The organism is Flavobacterium sp. FlaQc-48 (assembly GCF_044007335.1).
Taxonomy (GTDB): domain Bacteria; phylum Bacteroidota; class Bacteroidia; order Flavobacteriales; family Flavobacteriaceae; genus Flavobacterium.
In genome coordinates this window covers 29,535-52,611 of sequence record NZ_JBIPCR010000014.1, presented here as the reverse complement: position 1 = coordinate 52,611, position 23,077 = coordinate 29,535, and the positions used below count along the sequence as shown (strand labels likewise).

The following is a 23,077-nucleotide window of genomic DNA, read 5'->3' as shown; positions in this document are numbered from 1 at the left end:
AAGTTTTTCTTTTAAAGAAAATATTAATCAAATTCTGAAGTAAAAAATAACTTCACACTTGGATATTTGTTCTGAGTCATTTGAATGGTAAAATCAGAATCAGCTAAGAAAACTAATTGACCGTATTTATCGTGAGCTAAGAATTTCTGCTTAATACGTTTAAATTCTTTAAACTCATCATTTTTAGCATCATCCGGTTTTACCCAGCAGGCTTTATGAACAGGGAAGTTTTCATATGTACATTTAGCCCCGTATTCATGCTCTAAACGATATTGAATAACCTCATACTGAAGTGCTCCAACAGTTCCAATCACTTTACGGTTGTTCATTTCTAAAGTAAATAACTGTGCAACCCCTTCATCCATTAACTGATCAACTCCTTTTTCTAATTGCTTAGCTTTCATAGGATCGGCATTATTGATATATCTAAAGTGTTCCGGAGAGAAACTCGGGATTCCTTTGAAACTCATGATTTCACCTTCAGTCAAAGTATCACCAATTTTAAAGTTTCCTGTGTCGTGTAAACCAACGATATCACCAGGATATGAAATATCGACGATTTCTTTTTTCTCAGCGAAAAAGGCATTCGGGCTGGAGAATTTTAAATTTTTCTTTTGGCGAACGTGGTAATAAGGTTTATTTCTTTCGAAAGTTCCCGAAACGATTTTAATAAATGCTAAACGGTCTCTGTGTTTTGGATCCATATTCGCGTGTATTTTAAAAACAAATCCTGTCATTTTTTCTTCAGTAGGATCTACTAAACGAGTTTCAGAATCTTTTGGTCTTGGTGATGGAGCGATCGTAACGAAACAATCCAGCAATTCGCGAACTCCAAAATTATTTAAAGCAGAACCAAAAAATACAGGTTGAATTTTTCCATCTAAATAATCCTGACGCTCAAATTTTGGATAAACTTCATCGATTAATTCTAATTCTTCACGTAATCTGTCCGCTGGTTTTTGACCAATTATTTTTTCTAGTTCAGGACTTTGAACATCAGAGAAAGCAATAGTTTCTTCGATGTTTTTACGGCTGTCTCCACTAAAAAGGTTAATGTTTTGCTCCCATAAATTATAAATTCCCTGAAAGTCATAACCCATACCAATAGGAAAACTCAAAGGAGTTACCGTTAATCCAAGTTTTTGTTCTACTTCATCCATTAAGTCAAAAGCATCTTTTCCTTCACGGTCTAATTTGTTGATGAAAACAATCATCGGAATGTTACGCATTCTACAAACTGCCACTAATTTCTCCGTTTGTTCCTCGACCCCTTTGGCAACGTCGATTACAACAATAACGCTATCTACAGCAGTTAAAGTTCTAAAAGTATCCTCTGCAAAATCCTTGTGTCCCGGAGTATCAAGAATGTTGATCTTTTTTTCTTTATAATTAAAAGCAAGTACAGATGTCGAAACCGAAATACCTCTTTGGCGTTCGATTTCCATGAAATCACTCGTTGCTCCTTTTTTTATTTTATTGTTTTTTACAGCTCCTGCTTCCTGAATTGCCCCTCCAAATAACAATAACTTCTCTGTTAAAGTTGTTTTACCGGCATCGGGATGCGATATAATTCCAAATGTTCTTCTGCGTTGTATTTCTTTTAAAAAGCTCATATTTCGTATAAATAGGTTGCAAAAGTACTATTAATTACGGCTTAATAAAAATATTCAGTTCTTAAATTAGGAAGTCTTTCGTTTTATTAAACACAAGTTGTAAGTAAAAAATAAGGCTGCTTTATCAGAGCAGCCTTAGAATTATTACTTTTTAAATTATTGGTTAAGTGACCAAACCGAATATCCTTTAGGCGGACATTGAATTTTTACCCATTTATCAGCCTGTGTTGTGGGATACCAGGTTGATGCTCCGGTAAAATCCTTAATTTGAGCGTTTGCCCAATTCGTCTGAACCCATCTTTCCTGCCATGAGTTAGAATTGTTGATATACACTACCAATCCCGGGTTTCCATTGTATCCATTTCTTCTGGCAACATACTCATCATCATCAGAATATAAAATTGACGTTGTACCTGTCGCTTTGTTGTTATGAATCCAGATCAGATTGTTTAATTTGTTTTTGTCCAGCCATTCTTCATAATCTCGATAGAATATTGTTGGATATCCTTCGTGAGTCAGGATGTAAGAATAGGCTAGTAGCTTATTCGAAATCTCATCTGTATCATGATTCGTAACAAATGTTACGGCTTTATATGGATTTCTTTTCCACATCATGTCGTCGTTTAATAACGCAAGATTATTTCCGTCAAATGCATCATTCATTTTATAGTAACACGCAAAGTCAAAAACAGAACTATTGGCATTATTCGCCCAGTCATTGAGTACGTTTACATTCGAATCCCATAATTCCCCAACCGAAAAACCGCCTACATTCGCATTCCATGAGTTTACAACCCAGGCGCCAAATCCTTTTACGTAATCAAATCTCCAGCCATCAAATTTCATGGTATTTTTGTAATATTTACCCACTCCGTCAGCTCTACCCCATAACCAATCCTGTACATGAGGATTGGCGTGGCATAAATCCGGAAAGCCACCAAAAGCACCTTCGTCATTATTACCGTAACTGTTTTTGTAGAAATCATTGTAATTACGTGTAAATTTTCCCGAAGCCACTCCGCTAAAGTTGGTCCAGGTACTGGTTCCTGTAAAAGGATTCGCTTCAGATTGTCCGCCACTATTATGGTTAATGACAATATCGGCATATACCTTCATATTTTCTGCGTGGGCATTGGTAATCAGGCTCACCAGTTCGGTTTTTGAACCAAATCGGGTTTCTACAGAACCATTTTGGTTGTAATCTCCAAAATCAAAATAATCCGTTGGGTCATATCCCATAGAAAAAGCACCGTTTTGTGCCTTTGATGCTGGCGGAAGCCAAATAGATCCAATTCCTGCATTCGCCCAGGCCGTCACTTTGCTGCTTACCGTGTTCCACCAATTTCCTCCCGCAGGTACATCCCAATAAAAAGCCTGCATCATAACACCGCCTCCGGGATTATCGACGTATTTTCCTGTTTGGGATGCATTAGAAGTTTCTGTGCTAAAAGGTTTTCCGTCGTGATGTGTAACGTTGATAATTTCAAACTCCTGACTTTCGGCTCGTGAGTCTGCTTCGTTTGTTTCGTTTTGCGAACAGGAATAAAAGAATGCAGTTGTTACTGCAAGCAAATAAATCTTCAGAATAGGTTTTTTCATAATAAGATTTGGTTTAGGTTAGATAATAAAGTTTGTAATTTGATATTTATTAGAGTCTTTACAATAGTTATTCGTAATTTTTACGCCTAATAATTATTAATTATTCATCTAAAGTATGTGTTTTTTGATTCAGTTTGTTTTTATAAGAAAATAGTTATACTACGAAAACGTTGTAGTATTGATAACTTTTTTTATTTCACCAAAAGTTACTTCTGTTAATTATTAAGCAAATTGGTCTTTGTGTCTGTTATAGAAAGGATTTCGACCTTTATTTAAAGAGATTAATCCCATAGAAACAGTTGTTCTATATGAAAGTATGCTATCATCCCTATAATTTTTTGTTAATAGTATAACCGATAGTTGTATTATGTAATTGAATTGTTATTTTTGTTCGTTATAAGTTAAAAAGAACTAGATCTTAATTATTTAGTGTTTTCAAATGGATAGATTGAAAATGCGTCTTAAAATGATTTTAGTTTAAAACGAAATTCTAAAGCAAGATCTTTACATTCAAATTAAATTTAAAATAATGTTATTAAAAAAATTACAGCTAAAAACAATTGATTACAAGTTAGTGTTGACAATGTGTTTTTTATTTTTTTTCAACTCCATCATTTCGGCTCAGGAAGTAATTAAGGATGTGGTGGCTGCTAAACCGGTTGAGACGGTACCATCCGGACAAAAGCAAAAAATAGATGGTATTATTGCCAATGTTGGAGATTATATTGTTTTAGATTCTGATATTGACAAAGGATATTTAGAAATTACGGCGCAAGGAGGTTCTGTAAAAGATATTACAAGATGTCAGATGCTTGGTAAACTTTTAGAAGATAAATTGTATGCACACCAGGCCATTCAGGATAGTATTATCGTAAGTGATGCCGAAGTAAGAAGTATGATGGATGAACGATTGAATTATATGGTTCAGCAAGTTGGAGATATTAATAAAGTTGTGGCTTATTATAAAAAGAATTCAGTAGAGGAATTTAAAACCTATTTTGCGGATATCTTAAAAGAGCAAAAGCTGGCGCAGGAGATGACTAAAAAGATTGTTGATGCAGTAGAAATAACTCCGGAAGAGGTTCGTAATTTCTTTAAAAAAATACCAAAGGATGAATTGCCAACTTTTGGAGCAGAGATGGAAGTAGCGCAAATTGTGGTGGAACCAAAAGTTTCTAAAGAAGATAAACAAAAAGTTATAGATAAACTAAATGCGATGCGAAATGATGTTCTGGCTGGAGCTAGTTTTGCTACAAAAGCTGTTTTGTATTCGCAGGATAAAGCTTCTCTTCCAAATGGAGGTTTTTATAAAATAACGCGTAAAACACCTTTTGTAAAAGAATTTAAAGATGTTGCTTTTAGTTTGGGAGAAGGAGAGATTTCAGCGCCATTTGAGACTAATTTTGGATTTCATATCATTATGGTAGAAAAGATTAAAGGTCAGGAAGTAGAACTACGCCATATCTTAATATCTCCAACGGTTTCTGAAGATGCTTTAAAAGAAGCTAAAGAAAGAATTACAAATATTAGAAATAAAATCATAAATAAAGAAATTACATTTGCTGAAGCAGCCCGAACAGAATCTGATGAAAAAGAGACCAGAGCAAATGGAGGAACTTTAGTGAATCCAAATACACAGGATACACGTTTTGAATTGACAAAAATGGATCCAACATTATACAGTCAGGTTTCTAATTTAAAAGATGACGAAGTTTCGCAACCACTTTTAAATACAGATGATAAAGAGAAAAAGACTTATAAAATAATTACTGTTACCAACAGAATTGATGCGCATACTGCAGATTATGCTAAGGACTATACTAAAATTAAAGAATTGGCCTTAAAAGAAAAGCAGATTACAACAATTTCAAAATGGTTTGATACTAAAATAAAAGATACTTATATTAAAATTATTGGAGAATACAGAGATTGTAATTTTGTATACAATTGGTTGAAAAAATAATTTTTATTAAATAAATAAAAAGAGTTAGTTTTATGAATTCATAAAGCTAACTCTTTTCAATTTTAAAAACATATCTAAATGTCTGACGTAGCAGCAATTCATAATTTAGTTCAAAAAAGGAATGAATTAAAAACCGAAATAGCAAAAATCATTGTAGGGCAAGATGCCGTTGTAGATCAAATTTTACTTTGTATATTTTCCGGAGGACATGCACTTTTAATTGGTGTTCCCGGTTTAGCAAAAACTTTAATGATAAACACTTTGTCTCAGGCTTTAGGTTTAGATTTTAAAAGAATTCAGTTTACACCGGATTTAATGCCTTCGGATATTTTAGGAAGTGAAATTTTAGATGAAAACAGGCAGTTTAAATTTATTAAAGGTCCCATTTTTTCTAATATTATTTTGGCTGATGAGATTAACAGAACACCACCTAAAACACAGGCTGCTTTACTAGAAGCCATGCAGGAACGTTCTGTTACAATCGCAGGGCAAAACTATAAATTAGATTTACCTTATTTTGTATTAGCAACTCAAAACCCAATTGAGCAGGAGGGAACTTATCCATTACCGGAAGCGCAATTGGACCGTTTTATGTTTGCCATTAAATTAGAATATCCAACTTTTGAAGAGGAAGTTCAGGTGGTAAAACGTACAACATCTGATGCAAAAACGACGATTAATCCGCTCTTTACAGCACAGGAAATTATCGATTTTCAACATTTGATTCGCAGAATTCCTGTTGCTGATAATGTAATTGAATATGCCGTAACTCTGGTAAGTAAAACTCGTCCGGACAATGCTTTGTCGAATGATTTTGTAAAGAATTATTTAGATTGGGGAGCAGGACCAAGAGCCTCTCAGAATTTAATTTTGGCTGCAAAAGCGCACGCTGCTTTTAATGGTAAGTTTTCACCGGATATTGAAGATGTAAAAGCGGTTGCAACCGGAATTTTGCGCCACAGAATTATTAAAAACTATAAAGCAGATGCTGAAGGAATAACGGAGGAAATTATTATTCAGAAATTATTTTAGTTATTATTTTGTCACTTCCTATCTGATAAAATTAAAAAATGATACTAATTACTGATGATAAAGGTAATATATAGGTAAATTAAAAGCACCACCATTGGTTAATTATCGAGATGCATAAAATAAAGTTTTACAAGGAAAAATTACTCAAATTTCATTGATGCCAGATAAGATAACAATATCTTTAGTGGTGTTTCGTTATCTAATAGATTGTAAACTTCGTATAAAAAACAAATAAATCTCCGGCAACAAATGGTTCGTAGCGTAGATATTATAACTCAAACTTAGGCTGGTTGAATTTTTGTTGTATTAAACTCAGGACAATTTTCAGAAGATGATTTAATGAAAAAACCTTTTTAATTTTTTAATAAATACACTAAATTATTTTATAAATTTAGTGTATTCTGTTTTTTGTTTTTTGCTTCGATTGAATTATAGTGCCTATATAAAAAATCATATACAACCATCTCATTTGATCTTCCATTTGATTTAAAAAGCCTATTAGTTAACATGTGAATATGGCTATTTAGGAAATCATTTAAGTTGAGTTTTTTAAAGCTAATAATTTCTGCAGCAATCATGGAAATTGAAAGACTTTTTGTTTTTAGGAGATTTTCAACTTCAGGATATTGCTCATCATCTTTGGTAAAGCGATCCATAAATGATTCGATTGATTTTCTTTTAGCCCTGTATTTCGTGTCAAGCTGGATTTTTAAATACTTCGTCATCTCAAACTCATTGGCATAATTATTTTTTAAATTTTCAAGAAGGTTCAATTTTTCTGTATTACAATATTTAAAGTCATTTAAAAACTGATCAATAGCTTTCAAACAAAATAGCCATCTTATTTCTTCGCCTTCCTCACCTTCTATTAAATCAATAAATTGAGTAATCATTACGCTGTCATGGTAAAAAAGTTCCTCGGATAGTTCAATAGTTTTTTCACCATATCTTTCAATCTCTCTCTGATAAGTATCAATTTGTATTTTCCAGATTAAATCATTATTTAAATATTTTTTAAATACGGGATTAAGTTTGTTTATAACTTCAAAATATTTTTGTTCATCCAAAAATTGAAATCTAATTCTAATATGGTTCTCTGGATCTGAATAACGTATAAAAAACCATTTTTTTATTTGGTTGTTTTTAAGTAATTCAGTGGTAATTGGTTTAATTATTTCAGTTAAAATAGTATCAGAAGTCTTGAATCCGGTATAAATTTTATAATATAACCATTCATCCCCTATAATAAAATTTCGTTGTATGCTTCTTTTTTTTGCCATTTATTGCTTAAGTTTTTCGTCATTATAAAAGGAAAGTACTATTTGGTTAGAATAATATTCATTATTCTTGTTTTTTACAACACTATCTTCAGAAAATAAAAATTCTATTATTTTAAACTGTTCACGGGATTTTATTATATCTAAAAACATTTTTACAGAAGTAATATTTTTTAAATTAATTAGTAGTTGATTATCGCCTTCAACGAGCAAAATTAAATTAGGTATTTTATATTCTTTCTGAAATATTGAAATTTTAATTTCTAATTCTCTATCATTGTTTAAATCGTTAAAAGCAGACTTTAGTATACTGGTACTAATAAGCCAGGTTGCTTCATGTAATATTATTTTTCCGAATTCAATTCTTGGAATGAAGCTATACTCGCTGGCAATACTTCCTAAATCGAAAGTTAAACCAGTCCTTTTTTCACTAGTTTGCAGATCACATAAAAAATGATAGATAGGCAATGATAAGTTGGAGTAATTATGAGCGTTTGTAAGTCTGGGAATTACTTCTTTATTATGCTTTTTGGAACGGAGGACTACTTTGTTATTTTTGATAGATACGTATAAGTCGCTAATTTGAATTTGAAATTTATGGTTAGCTATTGAGTTTCCTAAATAAGGAATTTCATATTCTCTTAATGCAGGTCTTGCTAAAATATTTCCAATTCTTGCTTCTGGAAGATGTACGATCTCAGCTAAAATTCTGTTCTCATTTATTTTTGTCTCAATATCGATCATATTTTTTACATGTTGATGGATGTTTTCGTCTCCATGGCAAAATCGTGCCAGAAGATTGGCTCCGCTAGAACCACCAATATTGTCAAACTTAATTTTTTGATATCCATTAACGTTTACTAATTCAATGATAGTCGACATGGTATCGGGAAGATTATTCCATTGAATTTCATCATTAGAAAAGTCGCTTTCATTAAGAGAAACGATATAGTCATTATTTATATAGGCATTTATAATTTTTTTATGGATAATTTGATTGTAAGTAGAAGTGGAGTGAGATGAGGTATTTTTTTTGTTATGATCAACAAAATTAAGATCATCGATTAAAGGATTAAGATCTCCTTGATCTCCTGTTTGTAAATACCCAATTCCTATTTCGGTATCTAAAGCATGAGCTAATGAAACTTCTCTGCTTTCATACCTTGTTAAAAAAAGTTTTTTGAAGTCAGATAAGTTTTTATTTTCAGAATTCACACTCAGTTTATTCAATAATGATATTGCTTTTTTAACTTCTTCAATAACATCTACACTTATAGTGTTGGCAGATGTAGTAAGTGTCATGTCTGTTTGAAACAAGTATTTACTATCAAAATCTGTCTCTAAATTTTGGACTAGCGAAATAATTTTGTTGTATTGTAATATTGGATTGCCAATTGAATTATCTAAGTTCGTAATTAGTTTTTTTATTTTTTTTAAATCATTGACAAAATTGGCGGTATTTTCTAAAGGAGTTAAAATTTCTATAATCTGGTCATAAAATTCAATTCCAACAACAGACGGTTCAATGTTGCTTATTAGTATTTGATTTGCAATTAAGTCATTTATGAACTCATTTGCTAATTCTGTGTCAATGTTTTCATCCGTAATTACCTTTGCGATATCTTTAGAAAATGCACCATTTTTAGAAAATGCTAGAATTTTGGCAATATATTTTGAATTATATAATGATGCAATCTGATGATTTCTTTTTCCATTTATATATACATATTCTATATATCGGATATTTTTTCCTACTTGATAAATTGTTTTATTCGGAGAAAAAATAAGTTGCTGCTTTATAAAATCGATATTTTCGATATTATGAGCCAAAGCAACTAAGAAATTCATATCAAATCTTGTGTGTCTTAGATTCTTAGAACTATCTTCCAAAACTATATTTGTACTGTTACTTATAGTGCCTATTGCACATCCGGCGAATAAGCCAAACGGGGTACATCTTGAGGATAAGCGTGAAAGATATTTTAAAAAGGAGTACTTGATTTTATCTTCAGAGGTTTTGTTTTGAGGGCTGGTCTTCCACTTTAAGATTTCATTATAAAATTCAGGAGAAGCAAGATATAGAGATTCATTAATTGCAGGATCATCTAATATTTTTATCAGGTGTTCATTATTAATCTCTTGTGTTGCTGTTAAACTTTTAAAAAAAGCTAATGGTTTTAAAGGACTTCTAAGAATGTAATTCTCAAAATGTTTGTAGGGTATATCTTTATTCATTTATTATTCTATATAGTTAACTTAACATTAAACATTCATCCCAGTTAGAGTCTGATTCATGTAATAAGTTTATAATTGTTAAGCCAATTCCCGAAATCCCTTCTAGTAGTGAAATTTCTGTTTCCCATTCTTTTTTTTCCGGAAACCATTTTTTGTAACCCGCATTTCCATCTTCATGAAATGCCATCTTTAATCCTTCATTACACCAAAAAATCGAGGCTTCATAAAAAATTGGATTGTTTGTGATTTTAAAAGCACGATTAAAAATTAGTGCATTTCCAAATGCACCGTGGCATATTCCAGCATCACTGACAAGTGTTTTTTCAGGGAGGGTTCTAAGTGACGAATGAGTTAGGATCTGAATTGCTTTTTTATATAATTTATCATTATCAAGAGCCTTAGCAGCGTGTAGTAATGTTATTCCAATTCCCAGATCACCGTAGCACCAGGCTAATCTACTGTTTTGGCTATTTTGATTTTCCAGATAATCTGAATTTTTAGTAATTTCAGTATTAGGAAATAATGAATAGCAGTCTTCATTTTGGTTTTTACAAGACAGTATAAAATTACTACTCCTCTCAATCATATCTTGAACATACGGCTTGAAAATATTTTCACTGCTTAATCTGGATAAAAAATTAGTTATGCTCGTAATACCATGACTTAAACTTAAATTATATTCAAATGGTTCATTTTCAGTGCTTTTTTCTGAAGCCCATTTAATCTTGCTACCTTCTTTTTCTGAATTAGTATCTAAATATTCTATTATTGCTAATAAATTATTTAGGTATTTTTCTTTAAGAGTTTCTGATTTGGTGTTTTTATAACGTTTAAAAAAATAAAAACCGTAACCTATTCCACCGTGTAAAAAGTCATAGTAGCTATTCTTAAAATCATTTTGCATTTTGCCAAGCAAATAGTCATCCAGATCTATTAATAGTTCATCATTATCAAAATCAATAAAATCTTCTTCTAAAAGATGTTCAAGCAGCCATCCAAATCCCGTTATACCGCTGCAGTAAGTGGAGTGTGAGTACCCTTGGTTAATTTTTTCAAAGCATCTTTTTATCAAATCAATACCAAATTCGGCTGCGTCATCGTGATTCTTAAATTTCGAATAATGAAAGAAAAAAAGTGCGGTTCCCGAAAGTCCGGTTAATATTCCTAAATTGTTAGAATCATTGTTTTTTTTTAAAATCTCAAAGATTTCTTGGAGTTTTATTTCGAGTTTTAAATTTATTTTTTTATATACTTGTGTTGTCATTACTTGGTTTTATTGGTATTAAGCTTTTTTCGTATTAATGTTGCTTTGCAAATATATTAAAGGTAAGTTTAAATTTATATATTTGATTTTTATTAACAAAAAACATTAAAATTATGAAGAAAAAAACGATTAAGGACCTAGTCTTAAGAAAAGAAGTAGTTACAAAGTTAAATTTGTATAAGATTAAAGGAGGACAACAAGTAGAAGAAGATACTTATACTCATAAACAAAGCCCTATGACATCATGTAATGGTCAATGTGGAGGACAATTAACACAATGCTAGATTAAATAGTACAGTTGTTAATACAATAAAACATCAAAAGCAGTAATATACATTACTGCTTTTTTTAATCATAATATTTTTTAATTAATTTAATAAAAACATACAGATTATAGATTTTGGAAAAGTTTAAGTATGATAATTTTTTTTATTAAAAAGGATGTTGTTGAATCAATATTACACAGTATATTTAAATTTTAAGGAATTGATATCAAAGTTGTATTACCGACTTATACAGGATTATTTCAAATGTAAAATATTTGCAATCTTGAAAAATTCTACTGTCGTAATTTGATTTTTTTAGTTTTATCAACTATATTTTTTTAACCTCAGGATATTTTCTTTAAATATTTTTATAATGAGTGGATCTTAGTTAGTATTTAGTTTTTTTCGTATTAATTTTTGATGAAAATATATTAAAGGTAAGTTTAAATTTATATATTTGATTTTTATTAACAAAAAACATTAAAATTATGAAAAAGAAATCGATTAACGATCTGGTCTTAAGAAAAGAAGTAGTTACCAAGTTAAATTTGGAAAAAATTAAAGGAGGGAAATATGCAGAAGATACTTATACTCATAAACAAAGTCCTATGACATCATGTAATGGAACTTGTGTGACAATTCCTGTAAATCAATAAATTGTCATTTTTGTACAGAAGAAGCCATCTCAAATTTTGAGATGGCTTCTTTTTTTTAGCAATTTTATACTTGTTTCATTTATTAAACGTACAGACTTATTATAAAAAAGCTTGAATAAAAGTACTTCCACAAGTGAAGTGTATTTTTTAGTATCGCATTCGTACCACCAATACGAATAATATTGAATGTTGTTTTTCTCCATTTTTACCTGCCATATTTTTTCATTGTCTGAATAAATGATTTTTGATTCTATGATCTTATAGCCAGTTCCTGTCCAGCAAACTAAAGGATTGTGGGAGGGAGTTTTAATGTAAACAAGCTTTTCCGGGGTTACAATTTTAAAAACTTCAGGATTGACCCATATTCCTTTGTTGATGTTGTAAGCTGGATTTAGATTTTCGAGTAAATTATGTTGAGACTCTTTTTTAATCTCTAAACTGGCTGCTAATACAATTAAGCTTCCTGTTATAATAGGAAGATAGCTATAATGAGAGGAATTTGTGCTTGTCGTCTCTTTATTTCTAGGTTTAAAAAAACGGATAAAAAACAGCATTGGTATAATTTGATAGAATATAAAACAGAGTAATCCAATGGTGTGGTGAAGCGTATTCTCTTCAGTACAATTGAATAGAATGAGTGTGATAATCCTGAAATAATTCGAAATCACATTCAGGCCAATGATGAGACAGCAAAACAGGAAAATTTGTTTAACGCTGAAAATTTTTTCTTGTTTTCGTTCTTCTAAAGTCAGTAAAAAAGCACCAGCCAATAATCCGGTTTTAAACATTGACAATCCCATGCATGCGGTATCAATGGTAACCTTTGCATTATTCATGTAAAAATTAACACCTTCTATCTTAGTAATCGGGAGGAAACTTTTTAAGGTTAAATAGACGCCATAGCAAAGTGTTTGCTTAATTTCTACCGTTAAATAATCAAAAAAGGTATTAAAAAGCGATGAAAACAATAGAATGCAGATAAAGGCAATGTATGAGAATTTTCGTGTAAGGCTATAATACAAGAAACATGCAAACAAGGAAAGTGCTAGGAAATGTAAAGATTTTGTGTGCAAACGAAAGCTTATAAATTCTAATACAAAAAGCAATGCTAAAAGGGGGTAGTTCATATTAAATGAAGTTTTTCTACCTCCAATGAGAAACAATACGATTGAAAAAACAATCCCGAAAAGATTGCTGTCAAGTCCGGACAGTACTATATTCGAGTTGACGGCCAGTAAGCAAACCAGAATCAATATAGTAATTGCGTTTTTGTATTGAAATATAAGTTTCATTAGATAGTTTGCTTTTTGGTTTTTCTGTAATAAAAGAAAAGTACTGTAGATGCCAGAATAATTAATGCCCATTCGTGTGGTTCAGGAACGGCGCCATCATTGTTTATGGAAGCATTTCCTAAAGTGTCGACATTTTTTTCGATTCCGTTATTTTTATAATCTTCATCAGTTTCAAGAACGATTAAAGAAGATATTGGTGTTACAATATTCGCGTCTTTGGCTAAATCGACATATTGATTTTGAACCAAAGAATCATTCTGAATTTTGATTTGCTCGTCTAATACTTTTCCAAAAGCATACATTCTGTAAATATGATTTGGTCCATTGCTTTTAGTAATGCTGGTTTGAGGACTTTCGTGAATTGAAATATTTGCAGGCTCTATATTGACCGTGTTTGTTTCTTTTTTAAATAAAATAAATTGATTTTTATTAATAAGTTCTAAGCTGTTTTTTAAACTAGTCTGAAAGTAATCTGCATATTTTTGTTCCTTCACAGTCTGCCAAAACGGATTGATATCAGATGAGATATTGATTACTTTTAAAGTTCTTTCTTTTGTTCCGGTTCTTATCTTCTTTAAATAATCAGAGTTTTCAAGCTCTTCAAAATTGGCCGAAAACGTACCGCATTTTGTGATGATTAAGCTGTTTTTTGAAATTTGATAAAGAGGCAGTAAAGAATAATGCAGATCTTCAAATTCTAATTCGATAGCTTTAAAATTGTCTTTATTGATTTCTTTCTTTTGTCCATTTAGGATAACAAACAAATTCGTTTTATTTAAGTCCACAAAAGATTCTATTTGTTTGGTTGTCCAGCTGCTATTTAAATCTAGTATAATTTCAGAAGGTTTAAATGAAACAGCTGTTTTCTCAATGTCCCTGACTTCGTAAACTTTATCTTTCCATACAAAAGAATTTGATTGTAGTGTTTTAGACAAAGGTATAGAAGCTTCCCAATCGTCTAATCCCTTTGATTGGTTTATGTAGTAATCCCTGTTAAGTTCAAAATCTTTGCTGGTTGCTATTTTTGTATTTCCTACGGTCTGGATTCTTGATATCGTTTCGGCATTGGAAATATTCGGGCCTTTTATAGAAAGACTCTGGTATTTCATTTGGTTGTCTTCAACTTTTAGCGGAGTTGTAAAACCACATTTAAAGGTGCGTGGTGTTTTATAATTAATGGGAAAAACCCTGACAACCACTTTATTTCCTTCTTTCCATTGCATTAAGGACGGATCGCGGTATTCTACACCAACAATTTGCTTGTATGCCGCTTTCGCTTTTTCTTTCGTAGTCAAAACTCCTTTTCTCTCAACTCCGTTTACCCATAATGATAAGGATGTGGCGACAGAACCTTCCGGCAATTGAAAAGAATAAATAGCCTCCTTGTCGTTTCTCCAGGATTCCTGCTCGCAGGCAATTTTCATTGTGATTTCAGTATAAGCCAAACGTGCTTCCGGATAAATTTTTACATCTTCTGTAATGCTTTTGGTAAATAAATCAGCGCCACTCCATAATTGCTCCTCGGTTTCTAATCGTTTGTCAAAGTTTGATTTTAGAATGTTTATTTTATCATCGTTATCCAGATTAAGGTCCTGGCAAAACAAATAAGCAATAGATATAAACGGATTATGAATTTTACGCTCATTAAATTGTTTACTACCAAAGGAATTAAAAGTGCTAAAAGAAAATATATCGTGAAGCGGAATGTATACAATGTCTTTTTTTAATAGAATTTCGTTGAAAAAATTAGGCTTTAAATGCTGTGAAATTGAGATGTAATAAGGCAGTTCATTATTTTGATCAAATGAATTGATTCTCGCCAATTGAGTTATTTTTCTGCTTTCAATATTTAATCCTAAAGTAAAGACGATCATACTGATTAATACCACTAAAAAACCTCCGCTAAAAGAAACAGCATAGTTCTTATTGTTATTGAGATATCGAATAATTGTGATTGTATGGATAATAATAACAAGTGCCGGTACCAAACCATAAAAGCCTACTCCTAAAGCTAAAAGCCCCATAAAAGAGAATGGCATAATTGGTATCAGGTAAAGCGCAAAATATAAGATGATTGAAAACGATACGCCATTTATGAAAAAGGCGATAGACGTATTTCCCTTTTCATCTGAATTTCTGTAAATAAAAAAATTAGAGAGACAAAAAGCAAGAGTGGCGAAATAAACCCATACAGGCAGATCCTGAAAAACAGGGATAAATGTATTTAAGCTGAAGCAGCCAATAAACCAGTTTAGGATCAGGAAAGGAACTAAGTGAATATACGTTTCTTTTTTTCTAAGAATCATAAAAGAAAGTCCAACACCATATACAAATTCGAATATGAGACTTAGTAAATCAATTGATTCATAATCACGCAAATGATGCTCTTTACAGAGAAGAGCGATCATTAGGAAAATGCTGCTAAACAGTGTTACAATTAAACTCATTACTACTCCGGTTTTTTGAGTGTAATATTCTAAAATATCTAATTTGTGTTTCATAGTTGTATTTATTTAAAAGTACTTTGAGTTGCAAAGTTATAAAAGAATTTGAATTGCAAATTTTTTATTTGATTTTTTTTGAATGAGGGAAACATTTAAGATCAGCAATCGATTTGAGTAAAACGCAGAAGAAAAAGTGGAATTAAAGCGCAACTATAACGTTATAATTTATTATTTAGAACGGTTCTTAGTTAAAATAGAGGTAAAATCTGACTTCATTTATAACAGCAAATTCCGACTTTGTTAAAGAAAAGATTTTAAAATGTCAATAATTCATTTTTTTAATACAAAATTGACATTTTGATAAAAACAAGCAGTCAAAATCGTTTTTTAACAATAATAATTTTTGAAAAGGTGACTTCTATTATATTATTTTTAATTATCGGCTTTAATGTTTAAATTTGCGCTAAAAAAATAAATCTGCCTTTATTATGAATATTTATCAGGATTATATCCAAGAAATTGAAGAAAGAAAAAATCAGGGACTTCACCCGAAACCAATTGATGGAGCTGAATTATTAAGCGAAATTATTGCGCAAATTAAAGATTTGAATAATGAGTACCGAGAGGATTCACTCAAATTTTTTATTTATAATGTTGTACCCGGGACCACTAGTGCTGCTGGTATGAAATCTAAATTTTTAAAGGAAATTATTCTTGGTGAATCTGTAGTAAAAGAAATAACACCTGAATTTGCTTTTGAATTATTGTCACACATGAAGGGTGGATCTTCGATTGAAGTTTTGCTGGATTTAGCCTTAGGGAATGATGTTGCCATTGCAAAAGAAGCAGCAAATGTGCTTAAATCACAGGTTTATCTTTATGAGGCAGACACTGACCGCTTAAAAGAGGCATTTAAAAATGATAATCCAATAGCAAGAGAGATTCTTGAAAGCTATGCAAAGGCAGAGTTCTTTACTAAACTGCCGGAAGTAGTTGAAGAAATTAAAGTAGTTACCTATATCGCTGGTGAAGGAGACATCTCGACTGATTTGCTATCTCCGGGTAACCAGGCGCACTCACGTTCTGACCGTGAACTTCATGGTAAATGTATGATTACTCCTCAGGCACAAGACGAAATCAAAATGTTACAGGCGCAGTATCCTGATGCAAGTGTGATGTTAATTGCTGAGAAAGGTACGATGGGTGTAGGTTCATCCAGAATGTCAGGAGTAAACAACGTGGCACTTTGGACAGGTAAACAAGCAAGTCCATATGTTCCATTTATTAATATTGCACCAATCGTTGCAGGAACAAACGGAATCTCTCCAATTTTCCTAACAACTGTTGACGTTACTGGTGGTATTGGTTTAGACCTTAAAAACTGGGTAAAAAAGCTTGACGCAGAAGGGAACATTATTCGTAATGAAAATAATGAGCCGGTTCTTGAAGAAGCATACTCTGTTGCTACCGGAACTGTGCTTACAATCAATACAAAGACTAAGAAACTTTATAACGGAGACAAAGAATTAATAGACATTTCTAAAGCATTCACGCCTCAGAAAATGGAATTTATAAAAGCTGGAGGATCATATGCAATTGTATTTGGTAAAAAACTTCAGACATTAGCCGCTAAAATTTTAGATATTGAGGCTCCTCTTGTATTTGCTCCATCAAAAGAAATTTCTATTGAAGGACAAGGTCTTACCGCAGTAGAAAAAATATTTAACAGAAACGCTGTCGGAATTTCTCCGGGTAAAGTATTGCACGCTGGTTCAGATGTTCGTGTAGAAGTTAATATTGTAGGTTCACAAGATACGACTGGTCTTATGACGGCTCAGGAATTAGAATCTATGGCAGCTACAGTAATTTCGCCAATCGTTGATGGTGCTTATCAGTCTGGATGTCATACAGCCTCTGTATGGGATAAAAAAGCTCAGGCTAATATTCCTAAATTAATGAAATTCATGAATGATTTTGGTCTAATCACTGCTCGTGACCCTAAAGGAGTTTATCACGCAATGACCGATGTAATTCACAAAGTACTTAATGATATTACAATAGACGAGTGGGCTATCATTATTGGTGGTGACTCTCACACAAGAATGTCAAAAGGTGTTGCTTTTGGTGCTGACTCAGGAACGGTTGCTCTTGCATTGGCTACAGGAGAGGCTTCTATGCCAATCCCTGAATCTGTAAAGGTAACCTTCAAAGGTGAGATGAAAGATTATATGGACTTCCGTGATGTAGTGCATTCAACACAAGCCCAAATGCTTAAAAAGTTTGGTGGAGAGAATGTTTTCCAGGGTAGAATTATCGAGGTTCATCTTGGAACTCTTACTGCTGACCAGGCCTTTACATTTACAGACTGGACTGCAGAGATGAAAGCAAAAGCTTCTATCTGTATTTCTGAAGATGATACTTTAATAGAATCTCTTGAAATTGCAAAAAGCAGAATCCAGATCATGATCGATAAAGGAATGGACAATGAAAAACAAGTTCTTCAGGGATTGATCAATAAAGCAGATAAGAGAATCACAGAGATCAAATCAGCTGAAAAACCAGCGTTGACTCCGGATGCAAATGCGAAGTATTATGCTGAGGTTGTGGTTGATTTGGATCAGATTATTGAGCCAATGATTGCCGATCCGGACGTAAATAATGTTGATGTTTCTAAAAGATATACGCACGATACTATCAGACCTCTTTCTTTCTATGGAGGAGAGAAAAAAGTAGATCTTGGATTTATTGGTTCTTGTATGGTTCACAAGGGAGATATGAAGATTTTAGCTCAGATGCTTAAAAATATAGAAGATCAACACGGTAAAGTTGAGTTCAAAGCGCCTCTTGTAGTAGCGCCACCTACATATAACATTGTAGACGAACTTAAAGCCGAAGGTGACTGGGAAGTTTTACAAAAATACTCTGGTTTCGAATTCAACGATAATGCGCCTAAAGGAGCAGCACGTACTGAATACGAGAACATGTTGTACTTAGAGCGCCCGGGATGTAACCTTTGTATGGGTAACCAGGAAAAAGCAGCAAAAGGAGATACTGTAATGGCAACTTCAACGCGTCTTTTCCAGGGAAGAGTTGTAGAAGATACTGAAGGTAAAAAAGGAGAATCATTACTTTCTTCTACACCGGTAGTAGTTTTATCTACAATTTTGGGCAGAACTCCTACACTTGCTGAATATACAGCAGCAGTAGATGGTATTAGCTTAACAAGATTTGCACCTTCTCATAAATTGCTGGTAATGTAATTTACGATTAGTTATAATCATTATATATAAAAAGCCCGAGTCGATAAACTCGGGCTTTTTCTTTTCTAACTCCTCTATTTTTTGTAACTTGTCATGTTCAAAATAACAAAACAAAAACAATTATACTTATGGCTTTTGATATTGAAATGATTAAAAAAGTGTATGAGAACATGCCGGGTCGTGTTGATAAAGCACGCGAGATTGTTGGTCGTCCACTTACTTTAACGGAGAAAATTTTATACAACCACCTTTGGGATGGAAACCCGTCTCAGGCGTTTGGAAGAGGGGTAGATTATGTTGATTTTGCACCGGATCGCGTGGCTTGTCAGGATGCAACTGCTCAAATGGCATTGTTGCAATTTATGCACGCCGGAAAACCGAAAGTTGCAGTACCTACAACGGTTCACTGTGATCACCTGATTCAGGCAAAAGTGGATGCTGCAACCGATTTAGCCAGGGCAAAAACACAAAGTAATGAAGTTTTCGACTTCTTGTCGTCAGTTTCTAATAAATACGGAATTGGTTTCTGGAAACCGGGAGCCGGAATTATTCACCAGGTAGTACTTGAAAATTATGCTTTCCCTGGAGGAATGATGATTGGTACCGATTCTCACACTGTAAACGCAGGTGGTTTAGGAATGGTAGCTATTGGTGTTGGTGGAGCTGATGCTGTAGATGTTATGTCCGGTATGGCCTGGGAATTAAAATTTCCTAAATTAATTGGAGTAAAATTAACTGGTAAATTATCAGGATGGACTGCTCCTAAAGATATTATTCTTAAAGTTGCCGGTATTCTTACTGTAAAAGGTGGTACTGGTGCTATCGTTGAATATTTTGGTGAAGGAGCAACCTCTATGTCTTGTACCGGAAAAGGTACTATTTGTAATATGGGTGCTGAGATTGGAGCAACAACTTCGACTTTTGGTTATGATGATTCAATGAGTCGTTATCTTCGCTCTACAAACAGAGCTGATGTTGCTGATGCCGCAGATAAAGTAGCTTCTTACTTAACCGGAGATCCGGAAGTATATGCTAATCCGGAGAAATATTTTGATCAGGTTATCGAAATTAACTTAACAGAATTAGAGCCACACTTAAACGGACCTTTTACGCCGGATTTAGCAACTCCAATTTCTAAAATGAAAGAGGCTGCCATCAAAAACAACTGGCCATTACAAATTCAGGTGGGTCTAATTGGTTCATGTACGAACTCTTCTTATGAAGATATTTCACGTGCCGCTTCTTTGGCCAGGCAAGTAAGTGCTAAAAACTTAAAAACTAAATCGCAATTTACCATTACTCCCGGCTCTGAAGTAGTTCGTTATACAATTGAAAGAGACGGATTTATTGATACTTTTGAAAAAATTGGGGCTACGGTATTTGCTAATGCCTGCGGACCATGTATTGGTATGTGGGACAGAGACGGAGCAGAGAAAGAAGAAAGAAATACTATTGTTCACTCTTTTAATCGTAACTTCTCAAAACGTGCAGATGGTAACCCAAATACGTTAGCCTTCGTAGGTTCTCCGGAATTGGTTACTGCTATGGCCATTGCAGGAGATTTAGGTTTCAATCCGTTAACAGATACTTTAATCAACGAAGATGGAGAAGAAGTAAGGCTTGAAGCTCCAACAGGAGACGAATTGCCTCCAAGAGGATTTGATGTAGAAGATCCGGGCTTCCAGGTTCCGGCCGAAGATGGTTCCGGAGTTCAGGTTGTTGTGGATCCGGCATCTGAGCGTTTGCAATTATTAGCTCCGTTTGATGCCTGGGATGGTAAAAATATTACAGGTGCAAAATTGCTAATCAAAGCATTCGGAAAATGTACTACGGATCACATCTCTATGGCTGGACCATGGTTACGTTTCCGTGGGCACTTAGATAATATTTCTAACAATATGCTGATTGGTGCTGTAAATGCATTCAATCAAAAAACAAATTCTGTTAAAAATCAATTAACAGGTACTTACGATGCAGTTCCTGCTGTAGCTCGTGCATACAAAGCGGCCGGAGTTCCATCTATCGTTGTGGGAGACCACAATTATGGCGAAGGTTCTTCTCGTGAGCATGCAGCAATGGAGCCACGTTTCTTAGGCGTTAAAGCGGTATTGGTAAAATCTTTTGCCCGTATTCACGAAACAAACCTTAAAAAACAAGGTCTTTTAGGATTAACATTCGCAAACGAAGCCGATTACGATAAAATCCAGGAAGATGATACTATTAATTTTATTGATTTAACTGAGTTCGCTCCGGGAAAACCATTAACATTAGAGTTCGTTCATGCAAATGGTACAAAAGATATTATTCTGGCAAACCATACTTACAACGCTGGTCAGATTGGCTGGTTTGTTGCAGGTTCTGCATTAAACTTAATTGCTGCCGGAAAAGCTTAAATTTTAAGATTTCGATTATACTAAAAACGCGCTGTGAAAACAGGGCGTTTTTTTTGTTTTTTAGAGTTTATCTAGATATTCGCTGTTCTTTTCTAAAAAAGTATATCGCTCCTATCTGGGCTGGCACAGACTCATTTTAAAATAAATTTAGCGTAAAATCCGGATACAGTCTTTTTTAAACTTGTCAGGCATTATCTTTCAATTTGGTAGAGTGTTAATTATTTAAAAACTATTCAAGCGTTTTAATTAAAATTTGTTTCTTGAGATAGAAATTTAACTCTATTAGGTTGTGTAGTTTCAAACTCCTCAATATCGACGCTGAATACATTTGCGGAAGGTGCTGCAGAATAGTCGTTTTCAGTACGTCCTCCCAGAATGTATAATTTATTATTATCATAATACATAGCTGAAAGGTTCAATCCTAATTCGATCATATATTCTTTTAGTTGTTTGGTTTTAAGGTCGTACACACATATATTTCGATTTTCAAAAAAATAAATAATGTTATCATGATAGGTGATAGCGGGTCTTTCTAATCCCGAAAATAATTCACCTTCGGTTTGCCATTTGTTTGAAGTTAAATCAAAAGATTCAATTTGAGATATAGATTTTCCGTTGTTACCGCCGATGAGGTAAATTTTGTCGTCGATCAGAATTCCGGTAGCTTCTTTTGCTGTTGGCATATTATCGAGTTCATACCAATATCCTGAAGTAAGGTTGTACAAATGTATCTTATTCGAGAAATCCTTTTTACCTTTTTCAGACATTTTTACAGAACCGCCCATTACAATAATATTATCCTTGTAGAGAAAAGAGGCGAAATTAACAGCTTGATGTGGATTTGTATTGTCGGTTTTAATATTATGTTTGTCAAGGTCTAAAACTTCAATTTGATCTTGTAAATATTCAAATTTTCCATTTACAGAAATTTTCTTTCCTCCAAGAACATATATGGAGTTGTTGTAGAAGTGAATGTTGTGAAATGCTCTTTTCTTAAATTTTAAATCGGAAACTTCCCAGGTGTCTGTTTTAATGTTGTAAATTGAAAAATCTCCTTTATAATAAAAAAGAGTTGTGGCTTGTCTTAGTTCATCTAAATAATCTTTTAAAGAAAAATCGGGTTTTTCTAATCGAACTTTTTTAAATGGATCCGATTCAAAAGAAGCATTTCCACCAATAACGTAAATTTTGTCATCTTTTAAAAAAGAACCAAATGCAAAAACAGGATCTTTTAAAGGAGTAAGTTTTTTAAAGGAAAGTTTTGATTTTAAAGTCAGTTTCTGATTAGCAGAAACGGTTACTCCGGATAAGTTTTCAACATCTTCTTCAAGGAGAACCTTGAAGTTTTGCTCTGTTAAATTATTTAAAGAAATTCTTGTAGTAACGTACCCAATACTAGAGAATTCTAATATTTCATCATTTTTAAATTTTGGCAGAAGAGTAATTGAAAATTCACCTTTTATATTAGTTGCAGTTCCAGCCTTACTTGATAACGCAAAAACATTCGTGTTTTCAATAGGAAGATTGTTTTCTTCAGAAAATACTATTCCTTTTATATTTTGTGAAATGACTAGTAAAGGAAAGAGGAAGAAAATGAAAAGTAGTTTTTTCACAATATTTTGAGGTTAAAATTGATTTTATTAAAGTTAGCGTACTACCTTAGAATTATTTGCACAATTTTTATGCCGAGAGTTTTATTTGAAAGAAAATTAGTTTAAATTTTAATAAATTATTTAAAACTTATATAAATGTTTGTCGAAAAATACTTATTTGCAATACCGTT

At 32.7% G+C, this 23,077-nt stretch carries 13 protein-coding genes; 5 read left to right on the top strand and 8 right to left on the bottom strand.

The window, feature by feature from the left end; translation table 11 throughout:
* Window positions 1-23 precede the first annotated feature (23 nt).
* Both ACHRWY_RS19645 and ACHRWY_RS19640 read right to left on the bottom strand, forming a co-directional pair.
* Window positions 24-1,613 (bottom strand): peptide chain release factor 3, encoded by a 1,590-nt coding sequence (locus tag ACHRWY_RS19645; RefSeq protein WP_395356947.1) that lies wholly within the window; start codon window positions 1,611-1,613, stop codon window positions 24-26.
* Window positions 1,614-1,769: 156 nt separating this feature from the next.
* Window positions 1,770-3,212, bottom strand: coding sequence for an alpha-amylase (locus tag ACHRWY_RS19640; protein WP_395356946.1), 1,443 nt, complete (start codon window positions 3,210-3,212; stop codon window positions 1,770-1,772).
* A gap of 529 nt (window positions 3,213-3,741) precedes the next feature.
* Between ACHRWY_RS19640 and ACHRWY_RS19635 the strand changes: the two genes are divergently transcribed.
* Window positions 3,742-5,175: a peptidylprolyl isomerase gene (locus tag ACHRWY_RS19635; RefSeq protein WP_395356944.1), complete on the top strand. Its 1,434-nt coding sequence runs from the start codon at window positions 3,742-3,744 to the stop codon at window positions 5,173-5,175.
* A gap of 78 nt (window positions 5,176-5,253) precedes the next feature.
* Window positions 5,254-6,207: an AAA family ATPase gene (locus ACHRWY_RS19630; protein ID WP_395356943.1), complete on the top strand. Its 954-nt coding sequence runs from the start codon at window positions 5,254-5,256 to the stop codon at window positions 6,205-6,207.
* 383 nt (window positions 6,208-6,590) lie between these two features.
* Here the strand turns inward: ACHRWY_RS19630 and ACHRWY_RS19625 are convergent, their stop codons facing one another.
* Genes ACHRWY_RS19625 through ACHRWY_RS19615 form a run of 3 tightly spaced genes read right to left on the bottom strand, consistent with a single transcriptional unit; the run spans window position 6,591 to window position 10,983 of the window.
* Window positions 6,591-7,487, bottom strand: coding sequence for a thiopeptide-type bacteriocin biosynthesis protein (locus ACHRWY_RS19625; RefSeq protein WP_395356941.1), 897 nt, complete (start codon window positions 7,485-7,487; stop codon window positions 6,591-6,593).
* Window positions 7,488-9,719, bottom strand: coding sequence for a lantibiotic dehydratase family protein (locus tag ACHRWY_RS19620; RefSeq protein WP_395356939.1), 2,232 nt, complete (start codon window positions 9,717-9,719; stop codon window positions 7,488-7,490). It abuts the gene before it with no gap.
* A 16-nt stretch (window positions 9,720-9,735) separates the two neighbouring features.
* On the bottom strand, window positions 9,736-10,983 hold the full coding sequence (locus ACHRWY_RS19615; RefSeq protein ID WP_395356938.1) for a lanthionine synthetase C family protein: 1,248 nt from the start codon (window positions 10,981-10,983) through the stop codon (window positions 9,736-9,738).
* Between the two features lie 754 nt (window positions 10,984-11,737).
* Between ACHRWY_RS19615 and ACHRWY_RS19610 the strand changes: the two genes are divergently transcribed.
* The gene (locus tag ACHRWY_RS19610) at window positions 11,738-11,905 is read left to right on the top strand and encodes a hypothetical protein (RefSeq protein WP_395356936.1); all 168 of its coding nucleotides are present in this window, start codon (window positions 11,738-11,740) and stop codon (window positions 11,903-11,905) included.
* Between the two features lie 29 nt (window positions 11,906-11,934).
* Here ACHRWY_RS19610 and xrtN read toward each other — a convergent pair whose 3' ends face one another.
* On the bottom strand, window positions 11,935-13,197 hold the full coding sequence (gene xrtN / locus ACHRWY_RS19605; protein WP_395356935.1) for an exosortase N: 1,263 nt from the start codon (window positions 13,195-13,197) through the stop codon (window positions 11,935-11,937).
* Entirely contained in the window at window positions 13,197-15,698 is a 2,502-nt protein-coding gene (locus ACHRWY_RS19600) for an XrtN system VIT domain-containing protein (protein WP_395356934.1), read from the bottom strand. Before ACHRWY_RS19600 ends, xrtN begins: the two co-directional genes overlap by 1 nt.
* A 431-nt stretch (window positions 15,699-16,129) precedes the next feature.
* On the opposite strand from ACHRWY_RS19600, the gene ACHRWY_RS19595 reads away from it, so the two are divergent.
* Entirely contained in the window at window positions 16,130-18,901 is a 2,772-nt protein-coding gene (locus ACHRWY_RS19595) for a bifunctional aconitate hydratase 2/2-methylisocitrate dehydratase (RefSeq protein WP_395356933.1), read from the top strand.
* 128 nt (window positions 18,902-19,029) lie between these two features.
* Window positions 19,030-21,294 carry an aconitate hydratase gene (locus tag ACHRWY_RS19590; RefSeq protein ID WP_395356931.1) on the top strand — a complete coding sequence of 755 codons (2,265 nt, stop codon included), beginning with the start codon at window positions 19,030-19,032 and terminating at the stop codon, window positions 21,292-21,294.
* 242 nt (window positions 21,295-21,536) lie between these two features.
* Here the strand turns inward: ACHRWY_RS19590 and ACHRWY_RS19585 are convergent, their stop codons facing one another.
* Window positions 21,537-22,907, bottom strand: a complete 1,371-nt coding sequence (locus ACHRWY_RS19585) for a kelch repeat-containing protein (protein WP_395356930.1) — start codon at window positions 22,905-22,907, stop codon at window positions 21,537-21,539.
* Between the last annotated feature and the right edge of the window lie 170 nt (window positions 22,908-23,077).